At 65.6% G+C, this 23,762-nt stretch carries 20 protein-coding genes and 1 pseudogene; 15 read left to right on the top strand and 6 right to left on the bottom strand.

Annotated features, from left to right (window positions below; all coding sequences use genetic code 11):
• Positions 1 to 108: 108 nt before the first annotated feature.
• The 3 genes from ftsH to ACN0WF_RS11845 all read left to right on the top strand — a co-directional run bounded on the left by ftsH (position 109) and on the right by ACN0WF_RS11845 (position 4,709).
• Positions 109 to 2,040 (top strand): ATP-dependent zinc metalloprotease FtsH, encoded by a 1,932-nt coding sequence (gene ftsH / locus ACN0WF_RS11835; protein ID WP_417773021.1) that lies wholly within the window; start codon positions 109 to 111, stop codon positions 2,038 to 2,040.
• A 263-nt stretch (positions 2,041 to 2,303) separates the two neighbouring features.
• Complete coding sequence (gene glmM, locus ACN0WF_RS11840; protein ID WP_417773022.1) at positions 2,304 to 3,650, top strand: phosphoglucosamine mutase; 1,347 nt, start codon at positions 2,304 to 2,306, stop codon at positions 3,648 to 3,650.
• A gap of 264 nt (positions 3,651 to 3,914) precedes the next feature.
• Positions 3,915 to 4,709, top strand: a complete 795-nt coding sequence (locus ACN0WF_RS11845) for an outer membrane protein (RefSeq protein ID WP_417773023.1) — start codon at positions 3,915 to 3,917, stop codon at positions 4,707 to 4,709.
• Between the two features lie 531 nt (positions 4,710 to 5,240).
• Here the strand turns inward: ACN0WF_RS11845 and rnk are convergent.
• The 3 genes and pseudogenes from rnk to ACN0WF_RS11860 all read right to left on the bottom strand — a co-directional run.
• Positions 5,241 to 5,681 carry a nucleoside diphosphate kinase regulator gene (gene rnk / locus ACN0WF_RS11850; RefSeq protein WP_417773024.1) on the bottom strand — a complete coding sequence of 147 codons (441 nt, stop codon included), beginning with the start codon at positions 5,679 to 5,681 and terminating at the stop codon, positions 5,241 to 5,243.
• Positions 5,682 to 6,358: 677 nt separating this feature from the next.
• Entirely contained in the window at positions 6,359 to 6,805 is a 447-nt protein-coding gene (locus ACN0WF_RS11855) for a FadR/GntR family transcriptional regulator (protein ID WP_417773131.1), read from the bottom strand.
• A 51-nt stretch (positions 6,806 to 6,856) separates the two neighbouring features.
• Positions 6,857 to 6,991: pseudogene (locus ACN0WF_RS11860) on the bottom strand (GntR family transcriptional regulator); the annotation flags it as partial.
• A 132-nt stretch (positions 6,992 to 7,123) separates the two neighbouring features.
• Between ACN0WF_RS11860 and ACN0WF_RS11865 the strand changes: the two are divergent.
• From ACN0WF_RS11865 to serA, 12 genes are all read left to right on the top strand, one after another.
• The gene (locus ACN0WF_RS11865) at positions 7,124 to 7,873 is read left to right on the top strand and encodes a sulfite exporter TauE/SafE family protein (protein WP_417773025.1); all 750 of its coding nucleotides are present in this window, start codon (positions 7,124 to 7,126) and stop codon (positions 7,871 to 7,873) included.
• Between the two features lie 355 nt (positions 7,874 to 8,228).
• Complete coding sequence (locus ACN0WF_RS11870) at positions 8,229 to 9,113, top strand: IclR family transcriptional regulator (protein WP_417773026.1); 885 nt, start codon at positions 8,229 to 8,231, stop codon at positions 9,111 to 9,113.
• Positions 9,110 to 9,598, top strand: a complete 489-nt coding sequence (locus ACN0WF_RS11875; protein WP_417773027.1) for a TRAP transporter small permease subunit — start codon at positions 9,110 to 9,112, stop codon at positions 9,596 to 9,598. Before ACN0WF_RS11870 ends, ACN0WF_RS11875 begins: the two co-directional genes overlap by 4 nt.
• A 111-nt stretch (positions 9,599 to 9,709) precedes the next feature.
• Positions 9,710 to 10,996: a TRAP transporter large permease gene (locus ACN0WF_RS11880; protein WP_417773028.1), complete on the top strand. Its 1,287-nt coding sequence runs from the start codon at positions 9,710 to 9,712 to the stop codon at positions 10,994 to 10,996.
• 17 nt (positions 10,997 to 11,013) lie between these two features.
• A complete protein-coding gene (locus ACN0WF_RS11885; RefSeq protein ID WP_417773029.1) occupies positions 11,014 to 11,385 on the top strand; it encodes a cupin domain-containing protein in 372 nt (123 codons plus the stop codon).
• 117 nt (positions 11,386 to 11,502) lie between these two features.
• A complete protein-coding gene (dctP, locus tag ACN0WF_RS11890; RefSeq protein ID WP_417773030.1) occupies positions 11,503 to 12,540 on the top strand; it encodes a TRAP transporter substrate-binding protein DctP in 1,038 nt (345 codons plus the stop codon).
• A 104-nt stretch (positions 12,541 to 12,644) separates the two neighbouring features.
• A complete protein-coding gene (locus tag ACN0WF_RS11895; protein ID WP_417773031.1) occupies positions 12,645 to 13,115 on the top strand; it encodes a MaoC family dehydratase in 471 nt (156 codons plus the stop codon).
• On the top strand, positions 13,105 to 14,004 hold the full coding sequence (locus ACN0WF_RS11900; protein WP_417773032.1) for an HpcH/HpaI aldolase/citrate lyase family protein: 900 nt from the start codon (positions 13,105 to 13,107) through the stop codon (positions 14,002 to 14,004). Before ACN0WF_RS11895 ends, ACN0WF_RS11900 begins: the two co-directional genes overlap by 11 nt.
• Positions 14,001 to 15,212: a CaiB/BaiF CoA transferase family protein gene (locus ACN0WF_RS11905; protein WP_417773033.1), complete on the top strand. Its 1,212-nt coding sequence runs from the start codon at positions 14,001 to 14,003 to the stop codon at positions 15,210 to 15,212. Before ACN0WF_RS11900 ends, ACN0WF_RS11905 begins: the two co-directional genes overlap by 4 nt.
• Positions 15,209 to 15,688: a MaoC family dehydratase gene (locus ACN0WF_RS11910; protein WP_417773034.1), complete on the top strand. Its 480-nt coding sequence runs from the start codon at positions 15,209 to 15,211 to the stop codon at positions 15,686 to 15,688. The genes ACN0WF_RS11905 and ACN0WF_RS11910 overlap by 4 nt, the downstream gene beginning before the upstream one ends.
• A 288-nt stretch (positions 15,689 to 15,976) precedes the next feature.
• On the top strand, positions 15,977 to 17,152 hold the full coding sequence (locus tag ACN0WF_RS11915) for a phosphoserine transaminase (RefSeq protein ID WP_417773035.1): 1,176 nt from the start codon (positions 15,977 to 15,979) through the stop codon (positions 17,150 to 17,152).
• 98 nt (positions 17,153 to 17,250) lie between these two features.
• Positions 17,251 to 18,837, top strand: coding sequence for a phosphoglycerate dehydrogenase (gene serA / locus ACN0WF_RS11920; protein ID WP_417773036.1), 1,587 nt, complete (start codon positions 17,251 to 17,253; stop codon positions 18,835 to 18,837).
• 104 nt (positions 18,838 to 18,941) lie between these two features.
• Here the strand turns inward: serA and ACN0WF_RS11925 are convergent, their stop codons facing one another.
• The 3 genes from ACN0WF_RS11925 to ACN0WF_RS11935 form a co-directional block, all read right to left on the bottom strand.
• The gene (locus tag ACN0WF_RS11925) at positions 18,942 to 20,771 is read right to left on the bottom strand and encodes a hypothetical protein (protein WP_417773037.1); all 1,830 of its coding nucleotides are present in this window, start codon (positions 20,769 to 20,771) and stop codon (positions 18,942 to 18,944) included.
• Positions 20,772 to 20,835: 64 nt separating this feature from the next.
• Positions 20,836 to 22,128, bottom strand: a complete 1,293-nt coding sequence (locus tag ACN0WF_RS11930) for an adenylosuccinate synthase (RefSeq protein WP_417773038.1) — start codon at positions 22,126 to 22,128, stop codon at positions 20,836 to 20,838.
• A 177-nt stretch (positions 22,129 to 22,305) separates the two neighbouring features.
• Entirely contained in the window at positions 22,306 to 23,589 is a 1,284-nt protein-coding gene (locus tag ACN0WF_RS11935) for an MFS transporter (RefSeq protein WP_417773039.1), read from the bottom strand.
• Between the last annotated feature and the right edge of the window lie 173 nt (positions 23,590 to 23,762).

A 23,762-nucleotide genomic window follows, 5' to 3' on the forward strand; every position in this document is an offset into this window, starting at 1 on the left:
CTCATCCTCCTCCCTCACCTTGGCAGTTGGCCCGGGGCGACCTATCTTGCTCCTAGAGCACCCCAATCGCAGCGCACACCGCCGCATGGCCGCGGCGAAGGAACCGTAATGAACGCCCACTTCCGCAATTTTGCCCTCTGGGTCATCATCGGCCTCCTGCTGATCGCCCTGTTCCAGCTGTTTCAGCGACAGGATCAGCGCACGGTCGGCACCGACATTCCCTTCTCGCAGTTCCTGAACCAGGCCGAGCAGGGCGATGTCAGCGAGGTGACGATCCAGGGCCAGCTGATCACCGGCGAGTTCCGCAGTGGCGCGAGCTTCCAGTCCTACGCGCCCGAATCGGCCGGCGAATACGTCGAGCTGCTTCGCTCCAAGGGCGTGCGGATCAACGCCCGCCCGCCGTCCGAGAGCTTCTCGTTGCTTGGCGCCCTGATCTCCTGGTTCCCGATGCTGATCATTCTGGGAATCTGGATCTTCGTCATGCGGCAGATGCAGGGCGGCGCCGGCGGCAAGGCGATGGGCTTCGGCAAGTCCAAGGCGAAGCTGCTGACGGAGGCGCACGGCCGCGTCACCTTCGAGGACGTCGCCGGCATCGACGAGGCCAAGGAGGATCTCCAGGAGATCGTCGAATTCCTGCGCGATCCTCAGAAGTTCCAGCGCCTCGGCGGCCGCATTCCGCGCGGTGTGCTGCTGGTCGGCCCTCCGGGCACCGGCAAGACGCTGACCGCGCGCGCCGTCGCTGGCGAGGCCAATGTTCCCTTCTTCACGATCTCCGGTTCGGACTTCGTCGAGATGTTCGTCGGCGTCGGTGCCAGCCGCGTGCGCGACATGTTCGAGCAGGCCAAGAAGAACGCACCCTGCATCATCTTCATCGATGAGATCGACGCGGTCGGCCGTCATCGCGGTGCCGGCCTCGGCGGCGGCAATGATGAGCGCGAGCAGACGCTGAACCAGCTCCTCGTCGAGATGGACGGCTTCGAGCCGAACGAAGGCGTGATCATCATCGCCGCGACCAACCGTCCTGACGTGCTCGATCCCGCGCTGTTGCGTCCGGGCCGTTTCGACCGCCAGATCGTCGTGCCGAACCCCGATGTGACGGGCCGCGAAAAGATCCTCAAGGTGCACATGCGAAAGGTGCCGCTGGCGCCGGACGTCAACGTGCGCACGCTGGCGCGCGGAACCCCCGGCTTCTCGGGTGCGGACCTGATGAACCTCGTCAACGAGGCGGCGCTTCTTGCCGCCCGGCGCGGCAAGCGCCTCGTTACCATGGCCGAGTTCGAGGACGCCAAGGACAAGGTGATGATGGGCGCCGAGCGCCGCACCCTGGTCATGACCGAGGAAGAGAAGAAGCTCACCGCCTATCACGAGGCCGGCCACGCGCTCGTTGCGCTGCACATGCCCGCTTCCGATCCGATCCACAAGGCGACGATCATTCCGCGCGGCCGCGCGCTCGGCATGGTCATGCGCCTGCCGGAGAAGGACCAGGTGTCTCTTACCCGCGCCAAGTGCAAGGCCGACCTTGCGGTGGCCATGGGCGGGCGCGTCGCCGAGGAGATGATCTTCGGCTACGAGAAGGTGACTTCGGGCGCCTCGGGCGACATCCAGATGGCGACCAAACTGGCGCGCGCCATGGCGACCCAGTTCGGCATGTCCGACAAGCTCGGGCCGCTGCTTTACGGCGAGAATCAGGAAGAGGTGTTCCTCGGCCATTCGGTCGCCAAGAACCAGCACGTCTCCGAGGACACCCAGCGTGTCGTCGACACGGAGATCAAGGCCTTCGTCAATCAGGGCTATGAGACCGCCAAGCGCGTGCTCGGCGAGCATGAGGACCAGTTGCATCTGATCGCCAACGGCCTGCTTGAGTACGAGACGCTGTCGGGCGACGAGATCAAGGGCCTGCTCGATGGCAAGCCGCCGGTGCGCGAGACCGACGATGACCAGCCGGCGACCCGCGTCTCCGCGGTGCCGAAGACCGGTGCCAAGCGCAAGGGGGAGGGCGATGCCCCGACCGGTGGCATGGAGCCTCAGCCCCAGGGCTGAGACACCCATCGCACCACGCGACTTCTGCAAAGGCCCGGTGGAAACGCCGGGCCTTTGTTACTTTTGAAAACAAAATTTGAACCTCTTTCACCGAGCTTGGTGATACATCAAAGGGGCGCGGCGGCATTGGCGCCGCACTGCCCGCAGCGGCGGTTTGACCGTGCGGCGCATCTCCTGCGCCCGCGGAGTGGCCTTTCGCGGGAAAGGCGCCCCGGACTGAATGTGCCCGCGACGACGCGGGCCCCGGATCGAACGGACATGTCATGACACGCAAGTATTTCGGAACCGACGGCATTCGCGGCACGGCCAATCGCGCGCCGATGACGCCGGACATCGCCCTCAAGGTGGGCATGGCCGCGGGGTTGTCGTTCCGCAACGGCGCCCATCGGCACCGTGTGGTGATCGGCAAGGACACGCGCCTGTCGGGCTACATGATCGAGAACGCGCTTGTCGCCGGCTTCACCGCCGTCGGGCTCGACGTGCTGCTGCTCGGCCCGATGCCGACGCCGGCCGTCGCCATGCTGACCCGCTCGGTCCGGGCCGATCTCGGCGTGATGATCTCCGCTTCCCACAATCCCTATCAGGACAATGGCATCAAGTTCTTCGGGCCGGACGGCTATAAGCTGTCCGACGATGCGGAGCGGGAGATCGAGGCGCTGATCGATCAGGATCTCTCGGGCAAGCTGGCGACGCCGGAGCAGCTTGGCCGGGCCAAGCGCATCGACGGCATGCGCGACCGCTATATCGAATTCGCCAAGCGCACGCTGCCGCGCGAGCTGAGCCTCGCGGGCTTGAGGATCGTCGTCGACTGCGCCAATGGCGCCGCCTACAAGGTCGCCCCGGAGGTGCTGTGGGAACTCGGCGCGGAGGTCATCCCGATCGGCGTCGATCCGAACGGCTACAACATCAACCTCGATTGCGGGTCGACCGACACGGACGCGCTGTGCCGCAAGGTGCATGAAGTGCGCGCCGACATCGGCATCGCCCTCGACGGCGACGCCGACAGGGTGATCATCGTCGACGAAAACGGCCAGGTGGTCGACGGGGACCAGCTCATGGCCGTGGTTGCCCAGTCCTGGCACGAGGACGGACGGCTCGCGGCCTCGGGCATCGTCGCCACGGTGATGTCCAACCTCGGCCTGGAGCGCTATCTCGGAGGCCTCGGCCTGTCGCTTGCCCGCACCAAGGTGGGCGACCGCTATGTGGTCGAGCACATGCGCCAGCACGGCTACAATGTCGGCGGCGAGCAGTCGGGCCATATCGTCCTGTCCGACTTCGCCACCACGGGCGACGGTCTTGTCGCCGCCCTTCAGGTTCTGGCCTGCGTCGGCAAGCTCGACCGGCCCGTTTCCGAGGTCTGCCGTCGCTTCGATCCGGTGCCACAGATCCTGCGCAACGTGCGCTATTCCGGATCGCGCCCGCTGGACGACCCGGCGGTGAAGGCGGCGATCGAGGATGGCGAGAAGACGCTCGGCACGTCCGGCCGTCTGGTCATTCGCCCTTCCGGCACCGAGCCGCTGATCCGCGTCATGGGCGAGGGCGACGACGCCGGCGTCGTCCGGGATGTCGTCAGCCGCATTGTCGATGCCGTGACCCGCGCCGCCGCCTGAGCAGCCCGGCCGCCGGCTTCAAAAGACCGGCCGCTCAGGCGGCCGGTTTCGCGACAATTCTTAAAAGCCTCTTAAAGTCTTGTGGATCTGTTGCGTTTCGCTGCAGGGAAAGCTGCGATCTTTACCTTGTATTAACGTAAAAGGACGCGGTTAATTTTTACGGTTAAGTTGGCCTTAAGCATTTTCCCGCAAAACTGCATTGTGTTTCACGTAGGCGGCCGGCGCGAGTAGTTGGGATCGGACGCATTCAACGAGGACCGAGACATGAGCAGCCATTTTTTCAAGTTGTCCCTGGCTGGCGTCGCGATGATCGTCTCGTCAGCCGTCCACGCAGCGGACATGCCGATTCCGGTGATCGAGCACGTCCCGCAGGTGCCTGTCGTCGAAGGCGGCTGGTATCTGCGCGGTGACATTGGTTACAAGATCTACCAGGCCCCCAGCGTTTCCTATGGCGCACTGGACTTCAGCAACGAGAAGCTGAACAACACCGGCATGATTGGCGCCGGTGTCGGTTATCGCTTCTCCGACTATCTGCGCAGCGACGTGACGCTGGACTACGAGTTCCCGGCGAAGTTCCGCGGTCATGCCCCTTGCGCCACCTGCGGCGTCGGCGGCACGTCCGGCTTTTCTTCGGAGACCGCCAAGATCGACGTGCTGACCATGCTGGTCAACGGCTATGTCGACATCGGCACCTGGGCGGGCTTCACGCCCTATCTCGGCGCCGGCGTCGGTGTGTCGCGCGTGTCGACCTCGAGCATCAAGTATTCCAATCCGGACGGCACCAGCGGCCGCTACCCGGGCGACAGCACCTGGAACTTCTCCTGGGCGCTGATGGCCGGCGGCTCCTACGCGATCGACCAGAACTGGGCGATCGATGCCGGCTATCGCTACCTTAACATCGGCGACGCCTACTCGAAGAGCTTCAGCACCGGCGGCGTCAACCCGTCGCGCAAGATCGCCTACAAGGATCTTCAGGCCCACGAGTTCCGCGTCGGCGTGCGCTACACGTTCGACTCGACGCCGGCCTATATTCCCGACACCGTCGTCGCGCGGTACTGATCCGCACAGCAACGAAACAAAAGGCCGGGCCTCACGCCCGGCCTTTTTTGTGTTGAAGACGGAAAACCTTGCGGCAGCGCGATCAACGCCCGCCGCCCCACAGTGTTCCGCTACCGCTGCCGCCCCACGCTCACGCCAGCATGCGCGGGCGGCGGATGGGGCTGTCTCACCGCGCTGGCTCGACCGCGCCAGCCGAATGACGACAGTCACATGGGCCACCGACGCCGGAGCGCCGTGCGATCGCGGATCCGCATCGGCTGCAAGGACGCCGGACACTGGACGCGAGGCTTCTCAGATCGTGGAAGCAGATCGGGCAGCGATATCCGGCAGCGCGCGGCAACAGCGCCGCGCAGGAAGGGCATTTTCGAGGAAGGTAACGGCTCATGACATCCACTCGTCACGGGAACAGAACAGCGCCGGAGCGCTCGGCCTCAGGGTCCCGGAAGGGTGGTCATGGCCTTGTCAGCGCATCGACTCTTTCCTTCCGGGTCGGGCATGGGCTTCGGTGTGCCTCTTGAATGTCGGCATCATTCAGGCCCCGGGCCTTTCGCCGGTGTCGCCGGGAGCCACATCCAGAACCGTCAGAACGCGCCGCTCGCCGTCTCTCGTGTCCCAGTGGAGGGAAGCCCCCACGGCAAGGCCGATAAGGGCAACGCCGATCGGCGTCAGTACGGAAATGCGGCCGCACGAAATGTCGGCGTCTCCCGGCCAGACGGGGGTCACGGTCTTCTGCTGTCCGGTGCTTTCGTCGCGGTAGGTGACCGAACGGCCGATGGCCACCACGTTGGGCGGAACCTTGGCGGCCGGAACGACGCGGGCGCGGTCAAGCTCACTCAAGAGCCGCTCGCCGAGGTCGGGATTGCGTTCCGCCGCCGCTTCCGCGAGAGCCTCGAGCTTGGAGACGCAATCCGCGCCGATGACGATCTTGGGAGGCCTGGAGGCTTTTCGTGGGGAGGCATGTTGGTTCTGCATTGGATACTCCATGGGGCGCGCTGAATGCGCGAAGAGATGCGTTGTGGCCGATGCCGTCGGCGACGGCGGCTATGGGAAAAAGGGTGGATCAGTCAGTAAGCGAGCGCGGAAAACCAGCCCCGGATCGGGGCGCGCGCGGAACCTGCGGTGAACGCCGCAGTCAGCTTTGATGAAGCTGAGCTAAGGGCGTAGGGACAGACAGGAAGAAAGCCCGCCGGCTACATTCGAAGGTCAGCATGCCTTTGGCATCTGACGATCAAAACCGGGCCTGGAATGTTCCACGTCATTCCGGAGCAATCGGGAATGTCGGGCCGCGTCGCAGGTTGGTGATTTTTGTTGCAGACATCAATTGTCTCCCGAGGTCCTGAGGACCAGGCCGTACTCTTAGAAAATCAGGCACCCGGGATGGCAGAAGCAAAAAGTTATCCGTAACCAGCCCGGGGCACCGGGCGGTTCAGAAGTAAATTCCCAAAAATATACGACAAGCTATACATCCTTCGGAACATAGGCATTTGCGAAGTGTTGTCAATGGACCTGAAGCGGGGCTGGCAGACGGTTCCGTCGCGTCTCCATGGGGAGATGACATGGTCGCGATGCGTTCCGCTGGCAAAAGGCTGTGGAGGCGATCGGCGGCATTACCCGTATGCGCCCCTTCCCGAGAGGCGCGGGTGCCTGTTTCAATCACATGCCGACATGCTCTTTTTGATGGTCTCGAGGTGCGTCGACATCAGGAGCGCGGCCCGGTCCGGGTCACGATCTTCGATCGCATCCACGATCCGCTCATGCTGATCGCTGTGAGTTGTCAGGAACGCGAGCGTGCCAATTCTCTGATAGGTTCTTTCCCAGTGTCTCTGCCAGGCGACGCGGCGGCGGACGCCGGAAAGGTAGATCAGAAAGCCGGACAGGATCGGGTTGCCGGTAATCTGCGCGAGAGACCGGTGGAACATGTCGTCCGACTGTTCGCATGCGGCGCGGTCTTGTGCGCAACGGCCGATCCTGATCCTCTCGCGGAGCAACGCCACGTCGCCGGCATCGGCGTGGCGGGCCGCCTCGGCGGCCACCATCGGCTCCAGCAGCATGCGCGCGCGCATCACGTCGGGAGGCGTCGCCCCCTCGATCAGCAATGTGTCGCGTATCGGGAGACCACGGGGGCGCGTGCCCCGAAAGGTGCCCTGGCCGACGTGGCGCCAGATCTTGCCCTCGCTCTCCAGGATGGCCAGGTGCTTCCTCAAGGTTTGCCGGCTGCAACCAAGCCGGCGCGCCAGATCGCGCTCGGCGGGAAGCCGGTCGCCGATTTCCAGCTCTATCAATACCTTGGCGAGTTCGCTGTTCAGTTCGATCAGGGGGCACCTCGATGTCGCCGTCGTCTCTGCGAACCAATTTGCAGACCAATATGAAAAGGTGCAAGGCCTCGCGCATGTGATGACAGGGCAGAGCCGAGCATGACCGAAATTCTCTTGCTGTTGATCGCCGGCGGCGCCGCCGGGTTTCTCAACGCCGTCGCCGGTGGCGGGACCTTTCTTAGCCTGCCCGCACTGATCTATGTCGGGGTGCCGCCCATCAGCGCAAACGCGACGTCCACGTTCATTGCCTTGCCTGGATATCTGAGCAGTGCCTGGGGCTTTCGCCATGACATGCGGGCGGAAGGTTCGCTGGGGCTGAAGGCCGTCATCGCGACAGCCGCCGCTGGCGGCATCATCGGCGCGTTGCTGCTGATCATGACGCCCGGGGAGGCTTTTCTATGGATCATTCCGTGGCTGCTGCTGCTGGCAACCGCGTTGTTCGCCGGCGGGCCATTCCTGCTGAAGATGCTGCGCCAGCGTGCCAAGGGGGATGCCGGGCCACTTGTTTCCGCCGCCGCCATATTCGCGATTTCGGTCTATGGCGGCTATTTCAATGGCGGTCTGGGGATCATCCTGCTTGCGACTTTCGGGCTGCTCGGACACGTGAACCTGCACGGCATGAACGGCTTGAAAAACGTGCTGTCCGCCGTGCTGTCGTTCATTTCGAGCCTGGCATTCGTCGGCGCGGGGCTGATCGCCTGGGAGCAGGCATTCGTCATGGCGGTGAGTGCGACCCTGGGCGGCTACGCCGGAGCGCGCCTCAGCCGGAAAATCGTACGCACCGATCTGTTGCGCGGGTTCGTGACCCTCGTCGGGGCAGCCATGACGCTTGCGTTCTTCCTGCTGTGATCGAGGGGAGGGTGCGCTGCTCCTGACCGCCCCGTCGGGCGGTATTGTTTGAAGGTGTTATTTTCCAATATCTTGATCCTATGACGCGGGCCCCTGCGCGCCTGATGACGTGCGTTGGGATTTTTCTCTTCCGGGTGCCCTGCCAGGGTCGGCCGGCTCTCGCAGGCCTATTTGTCGCCGCCAGCTGCTGCGGTTTTTCCGCCCGTTGACGACGCGGACTCCCGCTGGCCCGAGGTGGTCGCCCTGCTCCTCATTCCGGGTGCGGGAAGGGCTGCGGCTGCCTCGAGCCTCGCGGCGTATCGCTCCTGGCGAAAAGCAACATCACGACGGGTGAATTCCGCAGAAATTCGCGATTTTGAACGCGGCCGCGCCGTGCCCGATGTGCGGCGCACAACAAGATTTTCTTGACTGTATTGTTCCAGTGCATGAAAAAAAGTTCATGATAGTGAAACAGGTAGAAAATCTCCTCGCCATTCTGGACCTCTTCGCGAAGGTCCGTCGGCCGCGCACGCTGTCCCAGATCAGCGAGGCTCTCGGCTTGCCCAAGTCGTCGACCTTCAACCTGCTGGAGACCCTGGAAGCGCGGGGGTTCATTTACGAGATGCGGGCCTGGGGCGGTTACTACCCGACCCGGCGGCTGCTGGCTTTGGCGCAGGAGATCGCTCGCAACGATCCCTTTGCGGACCGTCTGCGGCCGATCCTTGAGCAGCTGCAGGAGCAGACGGGCGAGACGGTGCTTCTGGGGCATCGGGTGGATGGCGAGGTCGTCTACCTGGAGGTCATCGAATGCCAGCACCCGGTTCGCTACTTTGCGCAGGTCGGTGATCGGCGGCCGGTGCAGGTGACCTCCGGCGGCAAGGCGATCCTGAGCTGCTACGGCGCCGAGGAGCGTGCCGAGTTCTTCTCCAAGCTGATGTTCGAGAGATATCGCGACGCCACGTTGCCGGATGCCGCCGCGGTCGAGGCGGATATTCAGGACTCCATGGCCCGCGGCTGGTTCGAGAACCTCTCCGAGTTCACTCCGGACGTCCTAGGTGTCGGCATGCCGGTCGAGCTGCACGGCGAGCGGCTGGCGATCTCCGTGGCAGGTCCGAATTATCGCCTGCTCGAGAAGAGGGCGGAGCTTGCCGCCCGGATCGGCGAAGCGATCGTGCAGATCAAGGACCTGTTCGAAAACCACTCCGCATCGGGCAAGGCCGCCGAAGCCAGGACGCCCACCAACAAGGTGAAAGCGAAATGATCCGACGTGTCTCGCTCGCACTCGCGCGCTACGAGGCGATGCTCCTTGCGCTCGGGGCCGTCTGCCTCTTCAGCATGATGGTGCTGGTCTTCGTTGATGTGACGATGCGCTATCTCTTCAACAGCCCGCTCGGATTTTCCTACGACCTGATCTCGCTTTACCTCATGGTCGGCGTCTTCTTCTTTTCCCTGTCCGACACTCTGCGCCATGACGAGCACGTGCGGGTCGACATTCTGTACCTGCGCTTCCGTCCGGCCACGCGCGCCCTGGCGGACCGCGTCAGCTACGGCGCGAGCGGATTGTTTTTTGCCGCCATGTTGTGGACCGGCCTCGTGCGCGCCATCGACAGCACCGCCAAGGGCGAGGTGATGGCCACCGTCGTGCCCTGGCCGGTCTGGGTCGCGTACTGGATCGTACCGCTTGGCACTGCCCCCATCGTCCTTCTGTGCCTGCTGCGCTTCATCCGGCCGCCCCAGGAGGACTAGCTCCCGCCTGGTCTGCCTTTCTCACCTGGCTGGTTGCCAGCCGCTTGGCCGGGGCGTTGGCAGTGTGCGCCGCCCTCCCACAAGACACATAACAAATTCCAAGGGAACGCCATGACGCCGCTGCTGATTATAGGTCTGCTGTTCGTCCTTCTTGCCATTGGAACGCCGGTGGGCTTTGCCCTGGCCATCTCCGGTGTCGCGGGCCTGTTCTCCCTGGCCGGCATTGCGGCGACCATTGGCGTCATCGAGACAACCCCGTTTTCGGTGGCCAATTCCTATGAACTCATCACCATTCCCATGTTCATCCTCATGGCCGAGCTGGTCGTGGCGAGCGGTATCGCAGATGGCCTGTTTCATGCCATGAGCGTCTGGATCGGTCGGGTGCGGGGCGGTCTTGCGGTTGCGACCGCCCTTGCGGGAGCCGGCTTCGGAGCCATCTCCGGATCAAGCACGGCCTCGGCGGCCGCGCTCTCCGCCACCTCCATCCCGGCCATGATGAAAGCGGGCTATGAGCCGCGTTTCTCCTGTGGCGTGGTGGCGGTCTCCGGCACGCTTGCCATGCTCATCCCGCCCTCCATTGCGCTGGTGCTCTATGGGCTGATCGCCGAGGTTTCCATTGCCGATCTGCTTATCGGCGGGGTCATTCCCGGCATCCTCGTCACCCTGGCCATCGTGGCGACCGTCTATGTGCTGCTGTGGCGCGATCCCAAGCTCGCGCCGGAAACCCGCTCATACTCCCTGCAGGAGAAGCTCGCCGCCCTGCGCGAGGTGGGGCCCATGCTGGCGCTGCTCTTCCTGGTGACGGGCGTCATCTATCTCGGCGTCGCGACCCCCACCGAAGCGGCTGCGTTGGGTGCGTTCGGCGCGCTCGTCCTCACCGGGGCGGTTGGCAAACTCTCCTTCAAGATGTTGCAAAGGGTGCTTGCGCGCTCGGCCCGCGCGACCTGCATGATCCTGATGATCGTCATCGGCGCGCACATCTTCGGCTTCTATCTCACGCTCAGCCAGGTCACCCAGAACACGGTCGGCTTCCTCACGGGGCTCGATACGTCCCCTTACGTGATCATGGCGTTGATCGTGGTCGTTTACATCCTCCTGGGCTGCTTCATGGACCAGCTGGCCATCCTGATCCTGACGGTTCCCATCGCGGTGCCGGCCATCACGGCGCTGGGATTCGATCCGGTGTGGTTCGGCGTGGTGGTGGTCGTCACCGCGGAGGTGGGGATGATCACGCCGCCACTGGGTCTCAACGTCTTCGTGGTCGCGCGCTATAGCGGCCGGCCTCTCGAAGAGATCTTCGCCGGCATCGCCCCCCATGTTGTCGCCCATCTCGTCGTCATCGCCGCGCTGATCGCGTGGCCGAGCCTGGTGCTCTGGCTCCCGAGCACAATGAACTGAACATGAAGGAGAAGATCATGACCTCTTCGCCGAATAGATACTTCGTCCGCGAGGCCGACGTCAGAACCTATTCGCCCGCCAACCACTCCGGCACCGTGAACCGCCGCCTTATCGGCCGCGAGACCGTCGGTGCGGAGCAGCTGGAAGTGGTGCTTGGCACCATCGAGCAGGGGCAGGGCGCCCACCCCCATCACCACGATGGCATCGAGCAGGTCTGCTACATGCTTGCCGGCCAGGCTCGCGCCGAGGTCGGCGGCGAGGAAACCATCCTCAATCCGGGCGACACCTGCTTCTTTCCCGCCGGCATGGAGCACGTCTTCACTGCGATCAGTGAAGAGCCTGTTCGTGTCCTCGTCGTCTACGCGCCGCCGTACGCGGAAAAGGTCTGAGACCTTTTGCGCGCCCGAACCCGCGCACCTGAGCAATCAACACCAAGAAGATGCCTGAGAAGAGCTCGGCAAGAGCCCCCAAGGGTACCCCCGATATTTCCTAGGAGGAACACACTCATGAAGACCCTTACCCGACGCCTCTGCCTGCTTGCGGGCGTGGCGGCCCTTGCCCTCGGCCCCATCACCGCCCAGGCTGCGGACGTGACGCTGAAGCTTGCTGACAGCCTTCCCGCCGGTCACTCCATCACGAAGAACGCCACGGCCTTCTTCTTCGAGAAGGCGAAGGATGCCTCCGGTGGCAAGCTCGACTTCCAGCATTTCCCCGCCCAGCAGCTCGGCAAGGCCAAGGACCTGCTGATGGTCACCCAGACCGGTCTCGCCGACATCGGCTACATCGTCCCGAGCTATGTGTCGGAGAAGATGCCGCTCGGAGCTGTGGCGGAACTGCCCGGCGGCTTCAAGTCGTCCTGCGAAGGGGCGATGGCCTACTGGCAGCTTGCAAAGCCCGGTGGCATGCTCGACGAGCTGGAGTTCAAGCCGAACGGGGTGCGCGTGCTGTATGTGGTGGCGCTGTCGCCCTACCAGGCCATCTTCTCCGAGAAGGCGGACTTCAAGGGCTTCGAGGATTTCAAGGGGCGCAAGATCCGCTCCAATCCGGGGCCCATGGAATTGGGGCTGGGTAATCTTGGTGCCGTGCCGATCCGCATGACGCCGCCGGAAATCTTCGATGCCATGACCAAGGGCACCATCGATGGCGCCCTTCTTCCCTACACCTCGACCTTCTCGTACGGCCTCGACAAGGCGGTCAAGTCCGCCACCATCGGCCAGAACTTCGGCACGGTCGGCATCACGTATTCGATCAACCAGAAAAAGTGGGAGAGCCTGCCCAAGGATATTCAGGAGGCTCTCACCAAGGCTGGCGAGGAGACCGTGTCGCACGCCTGCGCGATCTTCGATCAGGAGGAGAAGGAGCTTGCGGGCAAGCTGAAGGAGCAGGGCACGCTTCTGGTGGAGTTCACGCCGGACCAGGAAAAGATCCTGTCCGAGAACTTCGACACCGTCACCAAGGAGTGGGTCGCGAACCTCGAGAAGCGCGGTGAACCCGCCGAGAAGGTGCTTGCCGCCTTCCGGGCCGCAGTTGCCTCCCAGCGCTAAGCCGCTGTTCGACAAGGGCGGGAGGGCTGTCCTCCCGCCCGCGCCTTTCGGCCGGCACCGGCCGCCGGGCGCTTTCCTTTCGACTGACAATCCGGAGCTGCACAATGGCGGGCTTGTATTATGAAGACTTCGAGCCGGGGCGGGTGTTCGACCATGCGATCACCCGCACCGTGACCGAATACGACAACATGATGTTTTCCTGCCTGACCATGAACCCGCAGCCGCTCCACATCGATCGGCATTTCGCGGCCAAGACCGAGTTCGGCCAGCCTCTGGTGAACAGCCTTTTCACCCTCGGTCTGATGATCGGCATCACGGTGGCGGACACGACGCTCGGCACCACGATCGCCAATCTCGGCATGAGCGACATCCGGTTTCCCAAGCCGGTGTTCCAGGGGGATTCCCTGCGCGTCCAGACGCTGGTCGTCTCCAAGCGCGACAGCAGGTCGAGGCCTGAAGCGGGCCTGGTGGAATTCGAGCACAAGGCGTTCAACCAGGACGACGTGGAGGTGGCCGTCTGCCGCCGCCAGGCCTTCATGCGCCGCCGGCCGAAGGGGGACCGTGATGTCGCCTGAAGGCCCGATACGGCCAGAGCCGCGCTCCTATCTGTTCGTGCCGGGAGACGCTCCTGCCAAGATGGCCAAGGCCGTCCGGGGCGGTGCCGATGCGCTGATCCTGGATCTCGAGGATTCCGTTGCACCGGCCCGCAAGGACGCGGCCCTGCGGGAGGTCTGCGGGTTTGTGGCTGCGGCCGCAGACGGCCCGCGTCCGCTCCTCTATGTTCGCCTCAATGGCACCGAGCCCGCGCGTGCGTTGGCCGAGCTTGCCGCGCTTCCGCTTGGCCCCCTGGCGGGGATTGTCTGGCCCAAGCTCACCTCCATTTCACAGCTCGATCCCGTCTCCCATGGCCTTGATGCCCTGGAGGCCCGCGACGGCCTGCGGCGCGGTCATGTGGGCATTGTCGGCATCGTGACGGAAACCGCGGCCTCGCTTCTTGCGGGCGCGGATCTCGGCCGGGGGCATCCGCGCCTTCAGGGCTATACCTGGGGCCTGGAGGATCTCTCTGCCGATCTGGGGCGCGCGCCCTTGCCCGGGCGGACTGACGCGACCCGCATGCTCGCCGCCCACGCCCAGACCTTCTGCCTTCTCGCGAGCGTCGCGGCCGGCATCACGCCCATTGATGCCGTCGATCCGAATTTTCGCGATCTCGACGTTCTGACTGCGGATTGCCGGCGCTCCGCCGAACTTGGCTTTCGCGCCCGGATGGCGATCCACCCGGCCCAGCTTGCGCCCATACACGAGGGCCTTGCTCCGTCCGCCGAGACCCTCGACTGGGCGCGCCGGGTGCTGGAGCTTGCCGCCGAAAACCCCGATGGTGCCGCCTTCCAGCTCGACGGCCGCATGGTGGACCGTCCTCATATCAAGATCGCCCAGACCCTCCTCTCTCGGACAATGGCTCCATGACCCCGCTGCTCTCAGGCATCCGCGTCATCGACATCACCTCGATCGTGCTCGGCCCGTTTGCCGGGCAGGTGCTCGCTGATCTCGGTGCCGAAGTCATCAAAATCGAACCGCCTGCAGGCGAACTGTCGCGTTCCGTCCATCCGGTTTCCCAGGCCGGTGACAGCGCGATGTTCGTGAACAACAACCGCAACAAGAAGAGCGTTGCGGTGAACCTCAAGTCGGCCGAAGGCAAGGACGTGCTGCGCAGGCTCATTGCCTCGGCGGATGTCCTTCTGCACAACATGCGGGTGGACGCCATCAACCGGCTGGGCTTCGGCTTCGAGGCGGTGAAGGCGATCAATCCGCGCATCATCTATTGCTCGGCCATCGGCTTCGGCCAGGATGGCCCCTATCGTGATCGTCCTGCTTTTGACGACGTGATCCAGGCGGCGAGCGGGCTTGCCATGCTTCCCACCCACGCCGGCGGCGACCCCGCGTATGTCCCCAGCGTGGTGGCCGACAAGGTGGCCGCGCTCTATGCCTCCTACGGCATCCTTGCGGCGATTGCCGGCCAGGCCCGCGGGCAGGTTGAAGCGGTGGAGGTGGAAGTCCCCATGTTCGAGGCGCTGGTGGGTTTTCTGCTCAACGAGCACCTTGCCGCGGCCACGTTCTCCGAGGCCCCGGAAGGGGCCGGCTATCACCGGCTGTTCTCGCGCAACCGCAAGCCCTACCGCACCAGCGATGGCTGGGTCGCCGCGCTGCCTTATACCGGAGAGCAGTGGCGGCGCATCCTGGTGGAGATCGGGCGTGAGGATGTCACCAGAGAGCCCTGGTTCGAGAACGCGGGGGCGCGCAGCCAGCGGGTTGACCTGCTGTACGGTTATCTCGCTGCTGCGGTTCTGGACCGGCCCACGCAGGAGTGGCTCGACACGTTCGAGCGGCTCGACATCCCCTATTCCAAGGTCAACGATCTCGACGACCTTCTGGCCGATCCGCATCTGGAGGCGGTGGGGTTCTTCGCCCCTGGCGGACAAGCGGCGATCGGTGCGCAACGCGCGCTGCGCCAGCCTGTGGTGTTCCGGGGACCGAAGCCGGCACCGGACCGGCCGGCCCCCGCGGTGGGCGGCGATACGGCAAGCATTCTGACAGAGCTCGGCTTCTCGCGGGAGGAGGTGGAGCGGCTGCACAGGGATGGCGCCATAGGGCGCACGCAGGAGGATGACGCGTGAGAGAAACGACAGACGAGGACTACGGCAGGATCGGGACCGGGTTCTTCTTTGAAGACCTGAGTGTCGGCATGCGCTTCCGCACGGCCGGGCGCACGCTTACGCAGGCGGATCTGTCCGCCTTCTGCAACCTCACATGGCTCACCGAGGAATTGTTCACCAATGCGGCGCATCGCGCCGAGATGGCGCTGCCCGATCAGGTCGTGCCCGGTGCTCTGGTCTATGGTTTCGCGGAGGGGCTGCTGCTGCCGATGATGCAGGACACGGGCCTGGCCTTCCTGGAGGCCGATGTGAAGGTGAAGGGCCCGACCGTGGTTGGGGACACCATCACGGTGTACTGCGAAGTGGTCGAGGCGCGGCTTACCTCCAAGGGCGGCAGGGGGCTGGTGCGCACATTCAACTCCGTGCGCCGTGCCGACGGAACGGAACTGCTGACCTACAATCCGTTGCGCATGATCAAGGCGCGCAGCGCCGGGTGAAGCGGTGCGGTGGCATGCTGAGCAGTTCTCCGTTCGAAGGCGCACCTCGTTGCTCTACCGACCTTGCCGTCCGATTTTCGGGGAGGTGCTCAGCTATCACGCGCCGTGGGAATAAGTTGAGAGTGCCTGAGCCGGCTCTTGTGCCGCACCTGCCAGTATGTTCCGGCCGAGACGGCAAGATCCTGCATGGCGAACTGCGGTAGCTCTTGCGGTTTTCCGGGGGCTCGGCTATCCACGTCAGTGGGACACCCCTCCCCAACGAGGGGCATCTATCTGAGAGGATAGCACATGAGCGAGCATGCAAAGCCGGCCGTCGCGCCGGAGAATCCCCGTTTTTCCTCAGGACCTTGCGCCAAGCGCCCCGGCTGGTCCGCCGCGGCGCTCGATGACGCTCCGCTTGGCCGGTCGCACCGCGCCAAGATCGGCAAGTCGAAGCTTGCCGAAGCCATCGAGCTGACCCGCGAGGTGCTTCAGGTTCCCCAGGACTATCGCATCGGCATCGTTCCGGCCTCCGACACGGGCGCCATGGAAATGGCCATGTGGTCGCTTCTCGGCCCGCGTGGCGTCGACGTGCTCGCCTGGGAGAGCTTCGGTTCCGGCTGGGTGACGGACGTCGTCAAGCAGCTCCGGCTTTCCGACGTGCGCGTCCTCGAGGCCGGCTATGGTGAGATCGTCGACCTTGCCGAGCCCGATTTCTCCCGCGATGTGATCTTCACCTGGAACGGCACCACCTCGGGCGTGCGCGTGCCGAACGCGGACTGGATCCCGGCCGACCGCGAGGGGCTGTCGATCTGCGATGCGACCTCGGCGGCCTTCGCCCAGCCGCTCGACTTCGCCAAGCTCGATGTCGTCACCTTCTCCTGGCAGAAGGCGCTGGGCGGAGAGGGCGCGCATGGCATGCTCATCCTCAGCCCGCGCGCTGTCGAGCGGCTCGAGAGCTACACGCCGGCCTGGCCGATGCCGAAGATCTTCCGCATGACCAAGGGCGGCGAGCTGATCGAGGGCATCTTCAAGGGTGAAACGATCAACACGCCCTCCATGCTCTGTGTCGAGGACTATCTCGATGCGCTGAAGTGGGCGCGCGACATCGGCGGCCTGAGCGCTCTGATCGCGCGTGCCGACGCCAATGCCGGAGCCATCTCCGACTGGGTGGCGCGCACCGGCTGGGTCGACTTCCTGGCCGCCGATCCGGCGATCCGCTCCAACACCTCCGTCTGCCTCAAGATCGTCGATCCGCGTGTTGCGGCTCTGCCTGACGACAAGCAGGCGGCCTTCGCCAAGGCGATGGCCTCCGCGCTCGAGAAGGCCGGCGTGGCGCTCGACATCGGCGCCTATCGCGATGCGCCGAGCGGCTTCCGTGTGTGGTGCGGCGCGACGGTCGAAACCTCCGATGTCACGGCCCTGCTGCCGTGGTTCGACTGGGCGTTCGAGGCCGAGCTTTCCGCGCTCGGCCAGGCCGCCTGATCCGTTTCCATCGTCACGTTTCGCTGATCCCTCACGGCCCTCCGGCGCGCATCGCGCGCCGGATCCGGAGCCGCAGAGGCATAGCACGGAGAATTCCAATGGCTCCCAAGGTCCTGATTTCCGACAAGCTTTCGGCTGCTGCCGTCGCCATTTTCAAGTCGCGCGGCGTCGAGGTCGACTATGAACCCGATCTCGGCAAGGACAAGGACAGGCTCCTGTCCGTGATCGGCAAATATGATGGCCTGGCCATCCGGTCGGCCACCAAGGTGACGGAGAAGCTTCTGGCCGCGGCCGGCAATCTCAAGGTCGTCGGTCGCGCCGGCATCGGTGTCGACAACGTCGATATCCCGGCCGCCAGCAGCCGTGGCGTGATCGTCATGAACACGCCCTTCGGCAACTCGATCACCACCGCCGAACATGCCATCGCGATGATGTTCGCGGTTGCTCGACAGATCCCCAGCGCCGATGCCTCCACGCAGGCCGGCAAGTGGGAGAAGTCGAAGTTCATGGGCGTCGAGCTGACCTCCAAGACCCTTGGCGTGATCGGCTGCGGCAACATCGGCTCGATCGTCGCCGAACGGGCCATCGGCCTGAAGATGCGGGTCATTGCCTTTGATCCGTTCCTCTCCGACGAGCGGGCGCTGGATCTCGGCGTCGAGAAGGTGGATCTGGAGACACTGTTCGCGCGCGCGGAGGTCATTTCCCTGCACACGCCGCTGACCGACAAGACCCGCGACATCATCGATGCTGAAGCCATCGCGAAGATGCGCAAGGGCGTCATCATCATCAATTGCGCCCGTGGCGGGCTCGTCAACGAGCAGGCGCTGCGCGCCGGTCTCGACAGTGGCCAGGTCGGCGGTGCCGGCGTTGATGTCTTCGTCGACGAGCCGGCGACGGAGAATGTGCTTTTCGGCGCGCCCAATCTGGTGTGCACGCCGCATCTGGGCGCCTCGACCTCCGAGGCCCAGGAAAACGTCGCCCTGCAGGTCGCCGAGCAGATGTCGGACTACCTGACCAAGGGCGCTGTTTCCAACGCGCTCAACATGCCCTCGATCTCCGCCGAGGAAGCGCCGCGCCTGACGCCCTTCGTCAAGCTGGCCGAGCAGCTCGGCTCCTTCGCCGGGCAGGTGACGGAGACCAGCATCACCGGCATTCGCCTCGAGTATGAGGGCGAAGTGGCGGAGATGAACGTCAGGGCGCTGACCTCTGCGGCGCTGACCGGTGTGCTGCAGCCGCTGCTTCAGACGGTGAACATGGTCTCTGCCCCGATCCTTGCGCGCGAACGCGGCATCCAGGTCGAGGAGGTGCGTCGCGGCCAGGCCGGAGCCTATGAGAACTACATCCGCCTGACGGTGAAGACTGAGCGCCAGGAGCGCTCCGTCGCCGGCACCGTCTTCGCCGACGGCAAGCCGCGCGTCATCCAGGTGAAGGGCATCAACATGGAGGCCGAACTCGGCGACCACATGCTCTACATCACCAATGAGGACAAGCCCGGCTTCATCGGTCAGCTCGGCACGCTGCTGGGCGAGGCCGGCGTCAACATCGCCACCTTCAACCTTGGGCGCCTGAGTGCCGGCGGCGACGCGATCTGCCTCGTCGAGGTCGATGGCGAGGTGCCGGCGGCCGTGCTCGAAACGCTCGTTGCCCTGCCGCAGGTCAAGCAGGCCAAGCGTCTGCGTTTCTGATCCCTCAGGCTTCTTCCCCGCCTGACGAGAAAGGCCGGATCGGTTTCCCGATCCGGCCTTTTTCATGTCTGCGTCTGCAACGCCGGGTGTCGCCGGGGCTGGCGTCAGCCCGCCTTCCAGGCGTCGATCGCCTGATCGACGGCGCGGGTGCCGGGCGTGCCCTTTTCCAGGGTCAGGATGGCGCGCTTGCCGTTTTCATAGAGCATCGGAATGTCGATCCAGCCCCGATCGCGCAGCAGCGACAGATTGCGCTCCTCCTCGTCGGGGAGGTTGGACAGCGCCACCCAGAAATAGCCGGTGTCGACCTTGGCCGATGCGCCGATCAGCGCCTCGCCACGGGCTTCCTCGGTCGGCTTCATGACGAGGCCGGGCACGTCCTGGACGCCGCCGCCGGCGAAATTGGGCGGCAGGTTGAAGCGGATCTCCAGCAGGTGGCTTGCCGGCAGGGAGCTGTCACGATTCGGGTGCAGCGTCAGGTTGGCGTCGATGTTGCGCTCGGGCACCTGCACGCGGATCTTCAGCACCGTCTCCTTGCGGCCATCCACGGTTTCCTCGGAGAGGTTCCAGATGGTCTGGCCGGAGGAGGCCTGGCCGGCGCTGCCGGGCTGCGCGCCCTCTTCGTAGAGAATGGCCCGCTGTGCGACGGCGGTCGCCTGATCGGCGTTGGCGGATGCCGCCGGTGCCGGTGCCGGCGTCGTCGCGGGGGCTGCCGGTGTCTCGCTTGCCGCCGGCGTCTCCGGGACGGCCGGGGTTTCAGCCTGTGCCTGCTGGTCGGCCGGAGCCACGGGGGTCTCGGTGGCCGTGGCCGGCTGCTCCTGGCCCGTCGGGACGGCTGCCTGCGAGGTCACGTCGCGGCTCGCCTGCGGTGCTGCGCTGGTCACGCCCTCGGGGGTCGACGGGGTGATGCGCGTGGTGGAGACGCTGCGGGCGTCGGGGGCGACCGCCGTTTCGCCGTTCTCCAGCAGGCGGGCGGCGTTCTTGCGCGGGGTGTCGGCATTGGTGCCGCCGTCCTGCGGTCCGGGTGTCTGCGTGTCCGCGGGGGTGCCGGTGGAAGCCGTGTCGGAGCCGTCCGTGCTGTCGCCACCGGCGAACAGGTTCATCACCGCCTCGCGCTGCGAGTAGCCGACGGCGGCCGCGCCGACCAGCAGCAGGACCACGGCGACGCCACCGAGGATGCCGGGGAGACGCGAGGTCCGGATATGGCCCTCATAGCCGGCAAGAGCCGGCTGGCGGCCGGCTCCCAGACCGTTTTCGTCCTTGTTGCGGCCGCGCGCCCTGGTGCGTGGCGTGTCCGTGCCGGCGGCGGGGCCGGCAAGGCTCGGCTCGCGCTTGTCCGTCCTGCGGTTGTCGTCACGCGCCGTCGACTGGGGATCGTCGCGGCGCGGCGTGGCGCGCAGGCCCTCGTTGCCGGCGGCAATCGTGCTGTCGGCTCCCGGCTGGACGCGCTTGTTGCCTGTGACGGCCGGCGCATCGGCGTCCGCCGGTTTTTCGCGTTCCGGCGCGCGCGGCGATGCAGTCGGCTGTGCAGCGGGTGCGCGCGGTGCGGCTGGCTGAGGCGCCTGTGCGGCAGGCTCAGGCGGCTGCGGTGCGGCGACCTGGGGGGCGGCGACGGGCGGCGGCGCGGCCGGCGGCGGCGCGGGCTGAGGCTCGGCCGGTTGGGCCGCGGCCGTCGGCGGTGGGGTCGGTGTCGCCGGCCTTGCGCTCGAATAGCCACCGAGCGTGTCGCGGGCGGCCTCTGCCTCCACGCGACGGATACACTCTTCCAGACGAAGCTGCTCGGAGGTGATATCCGAGGGCGAGAGTGGTGGATCGTAGGCCTTGAGCTGGGCAACGATGGCTTTGCGGGCGCGCTGATAGATCTCGCGCCGGGCCGCTCCCGTGTTTTCAGGGAGCGCGGCCACGGTTTTCTTCAAAACCGGATAATAATCTGCCATGTGTTCAACTCGTGATCGCCGCATATGGAACCGGCGCACGCGGCGCCGGAACGGAGTTCAACGCTTAATCCTGAAACGGATTCTGAACAAGGATTGTGTCATCCCGTTCAGGCGAGGTCGAGAGCAATGCGACCGGCGCGCCAATGAGTTCCTCGACGTGGCGCACGTATTTCACCGCCTGCGCCGGAAGATCGGCCCAGCTGCGCGCGCCCTCCGTCGATTCCTTCCAGCCCGGCAGCGTCTCGTAGATCGGCTTGACGCGGGCCTGCGCGCCCTGGGAGGCGGGCAGGTGGTCGATGCGCTTGCCGTCGAGCTCATAGGCGACGCAGATCTTGATCTCGTCGAGGCCGTCGAGCACGTCGAGCTTTGTCAGCGCGATGCCGTTGATGCCGTTGATGCAGCAGGACTGGCGCACCAGCACCGCATCGAACCAGCCGCAGCGGCGCTTGCGGCCCGTCACCGTGCCGAACTCGTGGCCGCGGGTGCCGAGGAAGTTGCCGACCTCATTGTCCTGCTCGGTCGGGAAGGGGCCTTCGCCGACGCGGGTGGTGTAGGCCTTGGTAATGCCGAGCACATAGCCGATGGCATTGGGGCCGACGCCGCTGCCGGCGGCCGCCTGGCCGGAGACGGTGTTGGACGAGGTGACGAAGGGATAGGTGCCGTGATCGATGTCGAGCAGGGTGCCCTGCGCGCCCTCGAACAGGATGCGCTTGCCTTCCTTGCGGGCGGTGTCGAGCAGCGCCCAGCCGGCCTTCATGAACGGCAGCACCTTGTCGGCCACCGTCTCCAGCTCCGCGTAGATCGTCGCCGGCTCGATCTCCGGCTCGCCGAGGCCGCGGCGCAGGGCGTTGTGATGGGTGAGCAGGCGCTCGATCTTGGCGGGAAGCGTCTTCAGGTTGGCGAGATCCATGATGCGGATCGAGCGGCGGCCGACCTTGTCCTCATAGGCAGGGCCGATGCCGCGCTTGGTGGTGCCGATCTTGGTGCCGGCGGCGGCGGCCGTCTCGCGCAGGGCGTCGAGCTCGCGGTGCAGCGACAGGATCAGCGTGGCGTTGTCGGCGATCGCCAGCGTTTCGGGCGAGACGTTGACACCCTGTTCCGCCAGACGGGCAATCTCGGCGACCAGCGCATGCGGATCGATGACGACGCCGTTGCCGATTACCGAGAGCTTGCCGCGCACGACGCCGGAGGGAAGCAGGGAGAGCTTGTAGCTGACACCGTCGATCACCAGCGTGTGGCCGGCATTGTGCCCGCCCTGGAAACGGACGACCACGTCGGCCAGCTCCGAAAGCCAGTCAACGATCTTGCCCTTCCCCTCGTCTCCCCACTGAGATCCGACGACGACGACATTGGCCATGGCATGTCTTCCCTGAAAAGATGAACTCGAGTGTGGCGGCGCCGGGCGCTCGCGCACACGAAAAACCCCGGCTTTCTGACCGGGGCGTTGCGAACGGACTATAACGACGCTTTCGCGCCCTGACGAGCCCTCTAGTGGGTCGAAACCGAGATTTGCAGGGCTTTGGCGCGTGCGAGCTCAGTCCTTGCGCGGCTTTGCCGGCTTCTGGCCGCCCGCGAGGCGGAAGATCACCGGCGAGGTGCGCAGCAGCCAGACGAAGCGCTTGCGCTGGCTGGCCGGCACGGCGTCGCGGGTGAAGAGCCGGGCGGCGAGGAAGGCGACGAAGGACAGGTGCAGGCCGCCTGTGTAGAGGAAAAACGCCGAGGGCCCGAAGCGGTCCATCACCGCCGAGGCCAGCAGCGGCCCGACCATCGCGCCAAGGGCGAAGAACATGCTGAGACCGGCGGCCAGCTCGACGAACTGGCCCGGCCCCGCGTGGTCGTTGGCGTGTGCGGCGGAGAGCGAATAGAGCGGCAGCGCGAAGCCGCCGAACAGGAAGGCGCCGAGGAAGATCGCCGCCGGCGCGGTCATGCCCGACAGGAACAGGCAGGAGACGCCGGCGCCGACGGTTGCCAGCATCAAGACCCAGCGCCGGTCGATGCGGTCCGAGGCCCAGCCGAGCGGGTACTGGAAGATGGCGCCCGCCACCACCCACAGGCTGATCAGCAGCGCCAGGCCGTCGGTGTCGAGGCCGACGCCTTCCGCATAGACAGGGCCGACCGTGCGGAAGGCGCCGTTGGTCAGGCCGATGGTCAGGCAGCCGACGGCGGCGACCGGCGATATGCGCCAGATGGAGAGATAGTTGATCCGTGTGGTGTCGGAAATCGGCGGGTTGCCCTCGCGCGCCAGCGACACGGGCACGAGCGCGGCGCAAAACAGCAGGCCGATCATCACGATGATCTCCGGCCCGCCGCCGCCGAAGGCCGGCAGCAGGAACTGGCCGCCGGTGATCGCGCCGAGGTCGACGATCCGGTAGACGCTGAGAATGCGGCCGCGCTCGGCGTTGGAGGCGAGCGCGTTGAGCCAGCTTTCGAGCACCATCGCGGTGCCGCAGAAGGCGATGCCGCTGACAAGGCGCGACACTGCCCAGGCCGCGCCGGCCGGCGTCACCGCCAGCGACAGGATGGCGATGGCGTTGATCGCGGCGAAGGCGGAGAACACGCGGATGTGGCCGACCCGGCGGATCAGCAGCGGCGTGACGAGCACGCCGAGAATGAAGCCGGCGTAATAGGCGGAGCCGAAGACGCCGATGGTCGTGTCGGAGAGCCCGCCCAGCCGGCCGCGCACCGCGATCACCGTCATGGCGACGCCATTGGCGCCAAGCAGCAGCGCGGCCGCCACCAGCAGCGGCACGAGGCGGGTCAGCAGCGGCCGTGTCGCGCCGGCCGCGTCTGTCGGGGTGTGGGAAGGGACGTCAGGCATGGCGGAGGGCGATTCGCGTGGACGTTCCCCGGAGACTGGCCGCTGGCGGCCGGCCGGGCAAGCGTTTCCGGGCCGCGGTCGCTGGTTTGCAGGGGCGAAACACTCGCCGTCCGCCGCCGGGCTCGGCTTTCGGGTCGTCGGCCGGGCGGTTGCCCCTGTAGCTTGCGCGTAGA

Origin of the sequence: Stappia sp., assembly GCF_048268045.1 — a bacterium.
In the GTDB taxonomy this organism is placed as follows: domain Bacteria; phylum Pseudomonadota; class Alphaproteobacteria; order Rhizobiales; family Stappiaceae; genus Stappia.

What these genes read in the sequence shown, in the direction of transcription:
- ftsH (WP_417773021.1), top strand. Translation starts at nt 109, where the DNA reads ATGAACGCCCACTTCCGCAATTTTGCCCTCTGGGTCATCATCGGCCTC.
- glmM (WP_417773022.1), top strand. Translation starts at nt 2,304, where the DNA reads ATGACACGCAAGTATTTCGGAACCGACGGCATTCGCGGCACGGCCAAT.
- ACN0WF_RS11845 (WP_417773023.1), top strand. Translation starts at nt 3,915, where the DNA reads ATGAGCAGCCATTTTTTCAAGTTGTCCCTGGCTGGCGTCGCGATGATC.
- rnk (WP_417773024.1), bottom strand. Translation starts at nt 5,681, where the DNA reads ATGCAGAACCAACATGCCTCCCCACGAAAAGCCTCCAGGCCTCCCAAG.
- ACN0WF_RS11865 (WP_417773025.1), top strand. Translation starts at nt 7,124, where the DNA reads ATGACCGAAATTCTCTTGCTGTTGATCGCCGGCGGCGCCGCCGGGTTT.
- ACN0WF_RS11875 (WP_417773027.1), top strand. Translation starts at nt 9,110, where the DNA reads ATGATCCGACGTGTCTCGCTCGCACTCGCGCGCTACGAGGCGATGCTC.
- ACN0WF_RS11880 (WP_417773028.1), top strand. Translation starts at nt 9,710, where the DNA reads ATGACGCCGCTGCTGATTATAGGTCTGCTGTTCGTCCTTCTTGCCATT.
- ACN0WF_RS11885 (WP_417773029.1), top strand. Translation starts at nt 11,014, where the DNA reads ATGACCTCTTCGCCGAATAGATACTTCGTCCGCGAGGCCGACGTCAGA.
- dctP (WP_417773030.1), top strand. Translation starts at nt 11,503, where the DNA reads ATGAAGACCCTTACCCGACGCCTCTGCCTGCTTGCGGGCGTGGCGGCC.
- ACN0WF_RS11895 (WP_417773031.1), top strand. Translation starts at nt 12,645, where the DNA reads ATGGCGGGCTTGTATTATGAAGACTTCGAGCCGGGGCGGGTGTTCGAC.
- ACN0WF_RS11900 (WP_417773032.1), top strand. Translation starts at nt 13,105, where the DNA reads ATGTCGCCTGAAGGCCCGATACGGCCAGAGCCGCGCTCCTATCTGTTC.
- ACN0WF_RS11905 (WP_417773033.1), top strand. Translation starts at nt 14,001, where the DNA reads ATGACCCCGCTGCTCTCAGGCATCCGCGTCATCGACATCACCTCGATC.
- ACN0WF_RS11915 (WP_417773035.1), top strand. Translation starts at nt 15,977, where the DNA reads ATGAGCGAGCATGCAAAGCCGGCCGTCGCGCCGGAGAATCCCCGTTTT.
- serA (WP_417773036.1), top strand. Translation starts at nt 17,251, where the DNA reads ATGGCTCCCAAGGTCCTGATTTCCGACAAGCTTTCGGCTGCTGCCGTC.
- ACN0WF_RS11925 (WP_417773037.1), bottom strand. Translation starts at nt 20,771, where the DNA reads ATGGCAGATTATTATCCGGTTTTGAAGAAAACCGTGGCCGCGCTCCCT.
- ACN0WF_RS11930 (WP_417773038.1), bottom strand. Translation starts at nt 22,128, where the DNA reads ATGGCCAATGTCGTCGTCGTCGGATCTCAGTGGGGAGACGAGGGGAAG.
- ACN0WF_RS11935 (WP_417773039.1), bottom strand. Translation starts at nt 23,589, where the DNA reads ATGCCTGACGTCCCTTCCCACACCCCGACAGACGCGGCCGGCGCGACA.